9 protein-coding genes are annotated in these 12,208 nt (G+C 53.6%); 3 read left to right on the top strand and 6 right to left on the bottom strand.

Annotation, left to right across the window (positions count from 1 at the left end; genetic code table 11):
* Positions 1-135 precede the first annotated feature (135 nt).
* The 6 genes from ihfB to ACKLKD_RS21205 form a co-directional block, all read right to left on the bottom strand.
* A complete protein-coding gene (gene ihfB / locus ACKLKD_RS21230; protein ID WP_002898165.1) occupies positions 136-423 on the bottom strand; it encodes an integration host factor subunit beta in 288 nt (95 codons plus the stop codon).
* A gap of 151 nt (positions 424-574) precedes the next feature.
* Positions 575-2,248, bottom strand: coding sequence for a 30S ribosomal protein S1 (gene rpsA, locus ACKLKD_RS21225; RefSeq protein ID WP_002898162.1), 1,674 nt, complete (start codon positions 2,246-2,248; stop codon positions 575-577).
* Between the two features lie 133 nt (positions 2,249-2,381).
* A complete protein-coding gene (gene cmk, locus ACKLKD_RS21220; protein ID WP_080924437.1) occupies positions 2,382-3,065 on the bottom strand; it encodes a (d)CMP kinase in 684 nt (227 codons plus the stop codon).
* A 174-nt stretch (positions 3,066-3,239) separates the two neighbouring features.
* Positions 3,240-4,523 (bottom strand): 3-phosphoshikimate 1-carboxyvinyltransferase, encoded by a 1,284-nt coding sequence (gene aroA, locus ACKLKD_RS21215; RefSeq protein ID WP_087805786.1) that lies wholly within the window; start codon positions 4,521-4,523, stop codon positions 3,240-3,242.
* A gap of 73 nt (positions 4,524-4,596) precedes the next feature.
* Positions 4,597-5,685, bottom strand: a complete 1,089-nt coding sequence (gene serC / locus ACKLKD_RS21210) for a 3-phosphoserine/phosphohydroxythreonine transaminase (protein ID WP_025712962.1) — start codon at positions 5,683-5,685, stop codon at positions 4,597-4,599.
* A 188-nt stretch (positions 5,686-5,873) separates the two neighbouring features.
* Positions 5,874-6,566: a DUF421 domain-containing protein gene (locus ACKLKD_RS21205; protein WP_080897561.1), complete on the bottom strand. Its 693-nt coding sequence runs from the start codon at positions 6,564-6,566 to the stop codon at positions 5,874-5,876.
* A gap of 116 nt (positions 6,567-6,682) precedes the next feature.
* Between ACKLKD_RS21205 and ycaO the strand changes: the two genes are divergently transcribed.
* The 3 genes from ycaO to pflB all read left to right on the top strand — a co-directional run bounded on the left by ycaO (position 6,683) and on the right by pflB (position 12,020).
* Positions 6,683-8,443 (top strand): 30S ribosomal protein S12 methylthiotransferase accessory factor YcaO, encoded by a 1,761-nt coding sequence (ycaO, locus tag ACKLKD_RS21200; RefSeq protein ID WP_087805792.1) that lies wholly within the window; start codon positions 6,683-6,685, stop codon positions 8,441-8,443.
* A 385-nt stretch (positions 8,444-8,828) separates the two neighbouring features.
* Positions 8,829-9,686 (top strand): formate transporter FocA, encoded by an 858-nt coding sequence (gene focA, locus ACKLKD_RS21195; protein WP_025712965.1) that lies wholly within the window; start codon positions 8,829-8,831, stop codon positions 9,684-9,686.
* Positions 9,687-9,737: 51 nt separating this feature from the next.
* Positions 9,738-12,020 carry a formate C-acetyltransferase gene (gene pflB / locus ACKLKD_RS21190; RefSeq protein WP_025712966.1) on the top strand — a complete coding sequence of 761 codons (2,283 nt, stop codon included), beginning with the start codon at positions 9,738-9,740 and terminating at the stop codon, positions 12,018-12,020.
* Positions 12,021-12,208 lie beyond the last annotated feature (188 nt).

Below are 12,208 nucleotides of genomic sequence, written 5' to 3'. Positions count from 1 at the left end.
TGCGTAGCGCTTTCCAGACAATCGTATCGGTTGCACTCCGGCTCGCTCTTTTTGCGAAGCTGGACGCAAATGATGGGCACAAAAAAAGCACCCGAAGGTGCTTTTTATCGTCAGACAGGTTGCACGTTGTGCAACTTATCCTTCATAAATATTGGCGCGGTCACGTAATTCTTTCCCGGGCTTAAAGTGCGGAACGTACTTACCTTCCAGTTCGACTTTATCACCAGTTTTCGGGTTACGTCCGGTGCGAGGTGCTCGATAGTGCAGAGAGAAGCTGCCGAAACCGCGGATTTCAATGCGCTCACCTTGAGCAAGCGTTGAGGCCATATGTTCCAGCATTTCTTTAACAGCATCTTCCACCGCTTTCGCCGGAATGTGAGATTGCTGGCTGGCAAGTCTTTCAATCAATTCTGACTTGGTCATTATTCCTCCGGTTTCCTTCAAGGCAAAAATTAGCTAACAGCTTAAACAAGGGCGGCCGTAGCCGCCCTTTGTGCTTGATTACAGGACGAATCCTGCAATCTGTCAAGTAAACTCGTCACTATTCAGGTTGTTATTACCTGAATGACAGAGATTACTCGCCTTTCGCTGCTTTGAACGCTTCAGCCATGGCGTTGTTGGAGAAGTTCGCGTCTTCCTGCTTGTTCACGGTAGCGATAGCGTCTTTTTCTTCCGCTTCGTCTTTCGCACGTACAGACAGGCTCACTACGCGGTTCTTACGATCCACGCCGGTGAATTTCGCTTCAACTTCGTCGCCAACGCTCAGAACCAGAGTTGCGTCTTCAACGCGGTCACGGGATGCTTCAGAAGCACGCAGGTAACCTTCTACGCCGTCAGCCAGTTCTACGGTTGCGCCTTTAGCGTCAACTGCAGTCACTTTACCAACAACGATAGCGCCTTTCTTGTTCAGAGCAACGTAGTTGTTGAACGGATCTTCCGCCAGCTGTTTAACGCCCAGGGAGATACGCTCACGCTCTGCGTCAACCTGCAGAACAACTGCTGCGATTTCGTCGCCTTTTTTGTATTCACGAACTGCTTCTTCGCCTGCAACGTTCCAGGAGATGTCAGACAGGTGAACCAGGCCGTCGATGCCGCCGTCCAGGCCGATGAAGATACCGAAGTCAGTGATAGACTTGATTTTACCTTCAACACGGTCGCCCTTGTTGTGGGTTTCCGCGAACTGCTGCCATGGGTTAGATTTGCACTGCTTCAGACCCAGGGAGATACGACGACGCTCTTCGTCGATATCCAGAACCATAACTTCCACTACATCGCCAACGTTAACAACTTTGGACGGGTGGATGTTTTTGTTGGTCCAATCCATTTCGGAAACGTGCACCAGGCCTTCAACGCCTTCTTCGATTTCAACGAAGCAGCCGTAGTCGGTCAGGTTGGTCACGCGACCGGTCAGTTTGGTACCTTCCGGATAACGTTTAGCGATAGCTACCCACGGATCTTCGCCCAGCTGTTTCAGGCCCAGGGATACACGGGTACGCTCGCGGTCGAACTTCAGCACTTTAACAGTGATTTCGTCGCCAACGTTTACGATTTCGCTCGGATGCTTAACGCGTTTCCAGGCCATATCGGTGATGTGCAGCAGGCCGTCAACGCCGCCCAGATCAACGAATGCACCGTAGTCAGTGAGGTTCTTAACGATACCTTTGACTTCCATGCCTTCCTGCAGGTTTTCCAGCAGCTGATCGCGCTCTGCGCTGTTTTCGGATTCGATAACGGCACGACGAGAAACAACAACGTTGTTACGCTTCTGGTCCAGCTTGATGACTTTAAACTCAAGCTCTTTGCCTTCCAGGTGCAGCGTGTCGCGCACCGGACGAACGTCTACCAGGGAACCCGGCAGGAACGCACGAATACCGTTCAGCTCAACAGTGAAGCCACCTTTAACTTTGCCGTTGATAACACCGGTAACAGTTTCAGCGTCTTCGTAAGCTTTTTCCAGCGTGATCCAAGCTTCGTGACGTTTAGCTTTCTCACGGGACAGCAGAGTTTCACCGAAGCCGTCTTCTACTGCATCCAGAGCAACGTCAACTTCGTCACCAACCTGGATTTCCAGCTCGCCCTGGGCGTTTTTGAACTGCTCAGCCGGAATGGCGGACTCAGATTTCAGACCGGCGTCAACCAGTACTACGTCTTTGTCGATAGCAACAACAACACCACGAACGATGGAACCCGGGCGGGTTTCGATTTCTTTTAAGGATTCTTCAAACAGTTGAGCAAAAGATTCAGTCATGTTTAATCTTCAGGTTAATATTAACGTCCACCTGGCTCCGTGCCGGATGGGGTTGTTTCACATACCCGCTGACCATCCATTGCCGCGGGGTACTGCTATAATTCGGAGGCTTTGGCGCGTTACCGGTTAAGGCTTACGCAACAGCCAATTTTTCGCGCGCATATTGTAGCGCTTTTTCAATCACTTGCTCAATGTTTAGTTCGGTTGAATCGAGAACTAATGCATCGGCAGCCGGGACAAGCGGCGCCACGGCGCGATTTCGGTCGCGATCGTCACGCTCTTTTATCTCGGACAAAAGACGTTCAAAGTTAACATCAAAGCCCTTTTCCTGCAACTGCCGCATGCGGCGATGCGCCCGCTCATCGGCCGAGGCATCAAGGAAAATTTTCACCGGCGCGTCCGGGAAAACCACCGTTCCCATATCGCGACCGTCGGCGATGAGTCCCGGCAGTTCGCGGAAGGCGCGCTGGCGGCGCAGCAGCGCTTCGCGAACGCGCGGGAAAGCGGCCACTTTCGAGGCGGTATTGGCGACCTCCTGAGTGCGAATTTCGCTACTGACATCTTCCCCTTCCAGCACCACTTCCAGGGTACCGTCAGTAGAAATAAAGCGCACATCAAGATGGGCAGCCAGAGGCACCAGCGCCTCTTCGGACTCCACATCAACATGATGATGCAGCGCCGCCAGCGCCAGAACGCGATAGATCGCGCCTGAATCTAACAGATGCCAGCCCAGCGCCTCCGCCATTGCCTTGCACAACGTACCTTTACCCGCACCGCCAGGCCCATCAATGGTGATTACCGGAATATTCGCCGTCATCTTTTTCTCCTTCAGCAAGGCGCATGGAATATAAACGCCGCGCATTATACGCATCAATACGCCGGAAAGTGAGCATTGCTTGTAAATTACGGACTACAGGAAATGAAAAGCAGAAGTTTTGCGCAATTATAGCGGGCTGACAGGACATCAGCCCGCGGGATGACAAAGTTTTACTCAGGCGAGGGTACTGATCCGCGCCAGCTGCTCAAAATAGTCAGGGAACGTTTTGGCCGTACATTTAGGATCAAGGATGGTCACCGGTGTATCAGACAGTGCCACCAGCGAGAAGCACATCGCCATCCGGTGGTCGTTATAGGTGCCAATTTCCGCATATTTCAGCGCCGCTGGCGGGGTGATGCGAATATAATCTTCGCCCTCTTCCACCTCGGCGCCTACTTTACGCAGTTCGGTCGCCATGGCGAACAGACGGTCCGTCTCCTTGACCCGCCAGTTGTAGATATTGCGCAGGGTAGTGGTCCCTTGCGCGAACAGCGCGGCGGTGGCGATGGTCATCGCAGCGTCCGGGATATGGTTCATATCCATATCGACAGCCTTGAGCTCGCCGTGGGTACAGGCGATGAAATCGTCGCCCCAGGTGACAGTGGCGCCCATTTTTTCCAGTACGTCGGCGAAACGGATATCGCCCTGTACGCTGTTGCGGCCAATACCGGTAACTTTCACCGTACCGCCCTTAATAGCGCCAGCGGCGAGGAAATACGAGGCCGATGAGGCATCACCTTCCACCAGGTAATCTCCCGGCGACTGATATTGTTGATTGCCGCGTACCACAAAGCGCTGATAAGACTGATTGTCCACCTCAACGCCAAAGGTTTTCATCAGATGCAGCGTAATATCGATGTAGGGTTTCGATACCAGATCGCCCTTAATGGCGATGAGAGTATCCTGCGGCGCCAGCGGCGCGGTCATCAGCAGCGCGGTCAGGAACTGGCTGGAGACGCTGCCGTCAACCTCGACGTTCCCGCCCTGAAAACCGCCGCGCAGGCGCAGCGGTGGATAATTTTCCTGCTCAAGATAGTCGATCTGAGCGCCGCCCTGACGCAAGGCGTCCACCAGATGACCGATCGGGCGCTCTTTCATCCGCGGTTCGCCGGTCAGCACAATATCGTTGCTGCCAAGGCACAGGGCCGCCGCCAGCGGGCGCATCGCGGTACCGGCGTTGCCGAGGAATAGTTCCAGCGCCGCAGCAGCGCGCAGCGGGCCGCCGTTGCCGGTCACTTCGCAACGGGTGCGGTCGGCAGACAGGGTGTATTGAACCCCCAGCGCACTCAGGGCATTCAGCATATGGCGCACATCGTCGCTGTCCAGCAGGTTGGTCAGCACCGTCGTGCCGCGGGCCAGAGCAGCCAGCAGCAGCGCGCGGTTGGAGACGCTTTTCGAACCTGGCAGGTTCACGGTGCCCTCTACGCGTGCGATGGGTTGTAACGTCAGGGATTCCATCAAACTTCACTCTCAAACAAACAGAATAAAAACCCCGCAGACAGGCCGCGGGGAGGAAGAAATAAACAGGCGATTAACCGTGGCGTCGTTCGAAGTCCAGCATAAAGTCGGTTAACGCCTTCACGCCGTCCAGCGGCATGGCGTTGTAGATGGAGGCACGCATGCCGCCCACCACGCGGTGGCCCTTCAGCGCGTGCAGCCCGGCTGCAAACGACTCTTCGAGGAACAGTTTGTCCAGCGCGCTGTCCGCCAGCTGGAACGGCACGTTCATGCGTGAGCGGTTGGCCTGCGCCACATCGTTACGGTAGAAGCCGCTGTTATCGATAACGCCATACAGCAGTTCGGCTTTCTGCTGGTTGATTTTATCCATCGCGGCAACGCCGCCCTGCTGTTTCAGCCACTTAAAGACCAGACCAGCCAGATACCAGGCGAACGTCGGCGGCGTGTTAAACATCGAGTCGTTCTCGCTTAACACGGTGTAGTCAAGAATTGACGGGCAGGCCACACTGGCTTTGCCCAGCAGATCTTCACGCACGATGACCAGCGTCAGCCCCGCCGGGCCGATATTCTTCTGTGCGCCGGCGTAGATAACGCCGAAACGGTTAACGTCAATTTCGCGGGACAGAATGGTGGAGGAGAAATCGGCGGTTACGATGACGTCGTCGCCGAAATTCGGCGTCTCATCAATCGCGATACCGTCAATGGTTTCGTTCGGGCAGTAATGCAGATAGGCTGCCCCCGGGGTCAGTTGCCATTCGCTCATCGGCGTCACAGCGCGCTTGCCGTCGACGGTGATTTTCGCGTCGATAACGTTTGGTGAACAGTATTTCTTCGCCTCTTTAACCGCACTGGCCGCCCAGTAGCCGGCGTCCACATAGTCCGCGACGTTTTTATCACCGAGGATGTTCAGCGGGATCCCGGAGAACTGGCCGCGGCCACCGCCGTGGCAGAACAACACTTTATAGTTGGAAGGGATGTTCAGCAGAGCGCGAAAATCCTGTTCTGCCTCTTCTGCCACCTGGATAAACTCCTTACCACGGTGACTGATCTCCATGACCGACGTACCCAGACCGTGCCAGTCGCACAGTTCCTGCTGAGCCAGTTTGAGTACTTCCGCCGGCAGCATTGCCGGGCCCGAACTGAAGTTATAGACCTGAGCCATTTCCCCTCACCACGTTGCTATGTTGTTTTGCCCGCGAACCGCCGCGGGCATAAGTTATTCCTGTGGCTATCGGTTTTATCATTCAGTGACACGGTCCGCAATGGCTAAAACTCGCCGACAGCAAAACGCGGCCGCCGTCACACAACAGAATCTATCGGCTTGACGTAATAAAACCGACATATTTGCTGTCAGGTGAGCCGTTTCGCTCGGCTGGCCTTCGACCATTCTGCATTTGCACAGCGTGCACATATTCGCTTTTCACCCGCCTGCATCGCCATCACCATGCTGCAGCGCACGCAGGCATAGATCCCCTCTTGCGGAATGGTCGTGTAGCGGGTGGTGCAGTGCGCAGGAAGGATCGATAACCCGGCTCTCACCTCTTCATCGGGATAATAAAAGACGCTGATCTGTCCGTTGGTTTCAAGGATCGCCAGCCGCACCTGGCCAAGTTGCTCGACGCTGTTGACCCGCAGCTCCATAAAAAACTCAAATTCGGTCACGTTTTCCGCATGCAGCTTCTCCCAGGCCAGTTGCCCCTCCTCCACCACCACGATAGGTTTACCTTCCAGCAGATCCTCCAGCTTTTCGCTGTGCCCCATCAACCACATAATGCCGCGATACAGCAGCGCCAGCGTGATAAAAACCACCAGCACTGGCAGCAACGGTACATCATCATAAAACGCCACGTCACCCGCCGCCGAGCCGAGGGTCAGAATAATCAGCACCTCAAACAGCGACATCTGCCGCACCCCGCGTCGTCCGGTAATTTTGAGGAATATAAAAACCAGAACGAAGGTGTAGAGGCTGCGTAACGCCACCTCGGCCAGGAATTCCACCGGCACTTTATCGAGCGCCATCCGCTGCCAGTCAAAGGCTTTCATCAATCATCTCCCTGTGGGTCATAAGATGCCTCTAAGCATAGCCAGATGATGGAGATAGCACCTGTCAGATAAAAGCCGTATCATTGCGCGCTTTCCGTACGACAAAAGTGATCGCCATGACCCAAACGTTTATTCCCGGCAAAGATGCCGCCCTGGAAGATTCCATCGCTCGCTTCCAGCAAAAATTGCTCGACCTCGGATTTGATATCGAAGAGGCCTCGTGGCTGAACCCGGTGCCGCACGTGTGGTCCGTTCACATTCGCGATAAAGCGTGCGCGCTGTGCTTTACCAACGGTAAAGGCGCCACCAAAAAGGCAGCCCTGGCCTCCGCGCTGGGCGAATATTTCGAACGTCTGTCCACCAACTATTTTTTCGCCGACTTCTGGTTAGGCGACACCATCGCTAACGGCCCGTTTGTTCATTACCCGAACGAAAAGTGGTTCCCGCTGACTGAAGATGACGAAGTACCGGAAGGTTTGCTGGATACCCGCCTGCGCGCCTTCTACGATCCAGACGATCAACTGACGGCCAGCATGCTGGTGGATCTGCAGTCCGGGAACGATGAGCGCGGCGTGTGCGGCCTGCCCTTTACCCGCCAGTCCGACGGTGAAACGGTTTATATTCCGATGAATATTGTCGGTAACCTGTACGTTTCCAACGGCATGTCCGCAGGAAACACCCGTAACGAAGCGCGAGTGCAGGGTCTGTCTGAGGTCTTTGAACGTCACATTAAAAACCGCATCATCGCCGAAAGCATCAGCCTGCCGGAGATCCCGGCGGAAGTGATGGCGCGCTATCCAGGCGTCGTAGAGTCGATCGCTAAACTGGAAGCCGAAGGTTTCCCAATTTTTGCCTACGATGGCTCGCTGGGTGGTAAATATCCGGTTATCTGCGTCGTGCTGTTTAACCCAGCTAACGGCACCTGCTTCGCCTCTTTTGGCGCCCACCCGGACTTCGGCGTGGCGCTGGAGCGTACGGTCACAGAACTGCTGCAGGGCCGCAGCCTGAAAGACCTCGACGTCTTTACGCCGCCGACCTTCGACGATGAAGAAGTCGCCGAACACGCTAACCTCGAAACCCACTTCATCGACTCCAGCGGCCTGATCTCCTGGGATATGTTCAAGCAGGATGCCGACTATCCGTTCGTTGACTGGAGCTTCTCCGGCACCACCGAAGAAGAGTTCGCTACTCTGATGGCCATCTTCAAGGCCGAAGATAAAGAAGTGTACATCGCCGACTATGAGCACCTGGGCGTTTACGCCTGCCGTATCATCGTCCCGGGGATGTCGGATATTTATCCGGCGGAAGATCTGTGGCTGGCGAACAACAGCATGGGCGCTCATCTGCGCGAAACCATTCTGTCTCTGCCGGGCAGCGAGTGGGAAAAAGAAGATTATCTGGCGCTCATCGAACAAATGGATGACGAAGGCCTGGATGATTTCATCCGCGTTCGCGAACTATTGGGTCTCGCCACCGGGAAAGACAACGGCTGGTATACCCTGCGCGTTGGCGAGCTAAAAGCTATGCTGGCGCTGGCCGGCGGCGATCTGGAACAGGCGCTGATCTGGACCGAGTGGACCATGGAATTCAACGCATCGGTCTTCAGTGCGGAACGAGCCAACTACTATCGCTGCCTGCAAACTCTGCTGCTGCTGAGCCAGGAAGAGGAGCGTCAGCCGCTGCAATACCTGAACGCATTCATCCGCATGTATGGTGCCGACGCGGTCGAAGCCGCCAGCGCGGCGCTGAGCGGCGAAGCGCCATTCTATGGCCTTCAGGCTGTCGATAGCGATCTGCAGGCCTTCCCGGCCCATCAGTCGCTGCTAAAGGCTTATGAAAAACTGCAGCGGGCAAAAGCGGCTTTCTGGGCAAAATAAGCTCCAATGACGCCGTTGGTGTTGCCAAAAACGGAGCCCTTCGCGGCTCCGTTGTTTTATCCTGGTAAAATGGCTCCTAAAATTTGTAGTTGCAAAGTTAATTAATGGTAAATATTGGTTTTATTTCATTTACCAATTGTTAAATTCAATTAATATACTCCATTATAATTAACGCAAAAATCCGGGCAAAAATGAAAATATTCAACATAATTTATAAATTTTAAAATTTATTTTTCACTTATAATTCATATGGTTAATGCATGTAAAAGCAAAAACCACACACTAAAAAGGCTTATAGTTCCGGTGTGATATGATCTATATCAATTTCCCTTCTATAATGCTTTGTTAGTATCTCACCGCCAACTTATATAAAGAGAGAGTTAGTGTGAAAGCTGACAACCCTTTTGATCTTTTGCTCCCTGCCGCGATGGCGAAAGTCGCCGAAGAAGCAGGTGTCTATAAAGCAACGAAGCATCCGATGAAGACCTTTTATCTGGCGATCACCGCTGGCGTTTTCATCTCTATCGCTTTCGTATTCTATATCACCGCGACCACCGGCACTGCCGCGATGCCTTATGGGATTGCCAAGCTTATTGGTGGGGTCTGTTTTTCCCTGGGTCTGATTCTGTGTGTTATCTGCGGCGCTGACCTCTTTACCTCTACAGTATTGATCGTGGTGGCGAAAGCCAGCGGTCGAATTACCTGGGGGCAACTGGCAAAAAACTGGCTCAACGTCTATTTTGGTAACCTGGTAGGCGCGCTGTTGTTTGTGCTGCTGATGTGGTTATCCGGCGAATATATGACTGCCAACGGCGGTTGGGGGCTAAACGTCCTGCAAACCGCTGACCACAAAATGCACCATACTTTTGTGGAGGCAGTGTGCCTCGGTATCCTCGCTAACCTGATGGTTTGTCTCGCCGTATGGATGAGCTATTCCGGTCGTAGCCTGATGGATAAAGCGATGATCATGGTCCTGCCGGTAGCGATGTTTGTTGCCAGCGGCTTTGAGCACAGCATCGCCAACATGTTTATGATCCCGATGGGTATCGTAATCCGCGATTTTGCGAGCCCGGAATTCTGGACCGCAGTCGGTTCAACTCCGGAAAGTTTCTCTCACCTGACCGTTATGAACTTCATCACTGATAACCTGATTCCGGTAACCATCGGGAACATTATCGGCGGGGGTCTGCTGGTCGGGTTGACATACTGGGTCATTTACCTGCGTGGCAACGACCATCACTAAGGGTTGTTTCAGGCAGTAAATAAAAAATCCACTTAAGAAGGTAGGTGTTACATGTCCGAGCTTAATGAAAAGTTAGCCACAGCCTGGGAAGGTTTTGCGAAAGGTGACTGGCAGAATGAAGTCAACGTCCGTGACTTTATTCAGAAAAACTACACCCCATATGAAGGTGACGAATCCTTCCTGGCTGGCGCGACTGAAGCGACCACCAAGCTGTGGGACAGCGTAATGGAAGGTGTAAAACAGGAAAACCGCACTCACGCGCCTGTTGATTTCGACACAGCCCTCGCTTCCACTATTACCTCTCACGACGCAGGCTACATCGAGAAAGGTCTGGAAAAAATCGTTGGTCTGCAGACCGAAGCACCGCTGAAACGTGCGATCATCCCGTTCGGTGGTATCAAAATGGTTGAAGGTTCCTGCAAAGCGTACAATCGCGAGCTGGACCCGATGCTGAAAAAAATCTTCACTGAATACCGTAAAACCCACAACCAGGGTGTTTTCGATGTCTATACCCCGGACATCCTGCGCTGCCGTAAATCCGGCGTGCTGACCGGTCTGCCGGATGCTTACGGCCGTGGTCGTATCATCGGTGACTACCGTCGCGTTGCGCTGTACGGTATCGACTTCCTGATGAAAGACAAATTCGCCCAGTTCAACTCTCTGCAGGCGAAACTGGAAAGCGGCGAAGATCTGGAAGCAACCATTCGTCTGCGCGAAGAAATCGCTGAACAGCACCGCGCACTGGGCCAGATCAAAGAGATGGCAGCTAAATATGGCTACGACATCTCCGGCCCGGCGACTACCGCTCAGGAAGCAATCCAGTGGACCTACTTCGGTTACCTGGCTGCCGTTAAATCTCAGAACGGCGCAGCAATGTCCTTCGGTCGTACCTCCAGCTTCCTGGATATCTACATCGAACGTGACCTGCAGGCTGGTAAAATCACCGAGCAAGACGCGCAGGAAATGGTTGACCACCTGGTCATGAAACTGCGTATGGTTCGCTTCCTGCGTACCCCGGAATATGATGAACTGTTCTCCGGCGACCCGATTTGGGCAACCGAATCCATCGGTGGTATGGGCGTTGATGGCCGTACTCTGGTCACCAAAAACAGCTTCCGCTTCCTGAACACCCTGTACACCATGGGGCCGTCTCCGGAGCCGAACATCACCATCCTGTGGTCTGAAAAACTGCCGCTGAGCTTCAAGAAATTCGCCGCGAAAGTGTCCATCGATACCTCTTCTCTGCAGTATGAGAACGATGACCTGATGCGTCCGGACTTCAACAACGACGACTACGCTATCGCATGCTGCGTCAGCCCGATGGTTGTTGGTAAGCAAATGCAGTTCTTCGGTGCTCGCGCTAACCTCGCGAAAACCATGCTGTACGCTATCAACGGCGGCGTGGATGAAAAACTGAAAATGCAGGTGGGTCCGAAATCTGAGCCGATCAAAGGCGACGTCCTGAACTTCGACGAAGTGATGGAACGCATGGATCACTTCATGGACTGGCTGGCTAAACAGTATGTCACCGCCCTGAACATCATCCACTACATGCACGACAAGTACAGCTACGAAGCCTCTCTGATGGCGCTGCACGACCGTGACGTTATCCGCACCATGGCGTGTGGTATCGCTGGTCTGTCCGTTGCGGCTGACTCCCTGTCTGCTATCAAATATGCGAAAGTTAAACCGATTCGTGATGAAGACGGTCTGGCTATCGACTTCGAAATCGAAGGCGAATACCCACAGTTTGGTAACAACGATGCTCGCGTCGATGACATGGCCGTTGACCTGGTTGAACGTTTCATGAAGAAAATTCAGAAACTGCACACCTACCGTAACGCTATCCCGACTCAGTCTGTTCTGACCATCACCTCTAACGTCGTGTATGGTAAGAAAACCGGTAACACCCCAGACGGTCGTCGCGCTGGCGCGCCGTTCGGACCAGGTGCTAACCCAATGCACGGCCGTGACCAGAAAGGTGCTGTTGCCTCTCTGACCTCCGTAGCTAAACTGCCGTTTGCTTACGCGAAAGATGGTATCTCTTATACCTTCTCTATCGTACCGAACGCGCTGGGTAAAGATGACGAAGTTCGTAAGACCAACCTGGCGGGCCTGATGGATGGTTACTTCCATCATGAAGCGTCCATCGAAGGTGGTCAGCACCTGAACGTGAACGTCATGAACCGCGAAATGCTGCTCGACGCGATGGAAAACCCGGAAAAATATCCGCAGCTGACCATCCGCGTATCTGGCTACGCTGTACGTTTTAACTCCCTGACTAAAGAACAGCAGCAGGACGTTATTACCCGTACCTTCACTCAGACCATGTAATTCCCAGTCTGACTGAAAAAGCGTACAATAAAGGCCCCACACCAGTGGGGCCTTTTTAACAAGTGCTTCCCTGCCCCAGCCTGCTTTGCCAGTTATCTATACTTTGGGTACCTGTCAAAACAGACTCGACACAGCCGCTGAGCTGTGCACCAACACGGCCCCGGATGGGCCACATCTGGAGAAAACAC

It is taken from the genome of Klebsiella sp. 10982 (assembly GCF_048589245.1).
Classification (GTDB): Bacteria; Pseudomonadota; Gammaproteobacteria; order Enterobacterales; family Enterobacteriaceae; genus Klebsiella; species Klebsiella quasivariicola.
The sequence above is the reverse complement of the archived record's forward strand: the minus strand, read 5'-3'. Positions and strand labels throughout refer to the sequence as shown.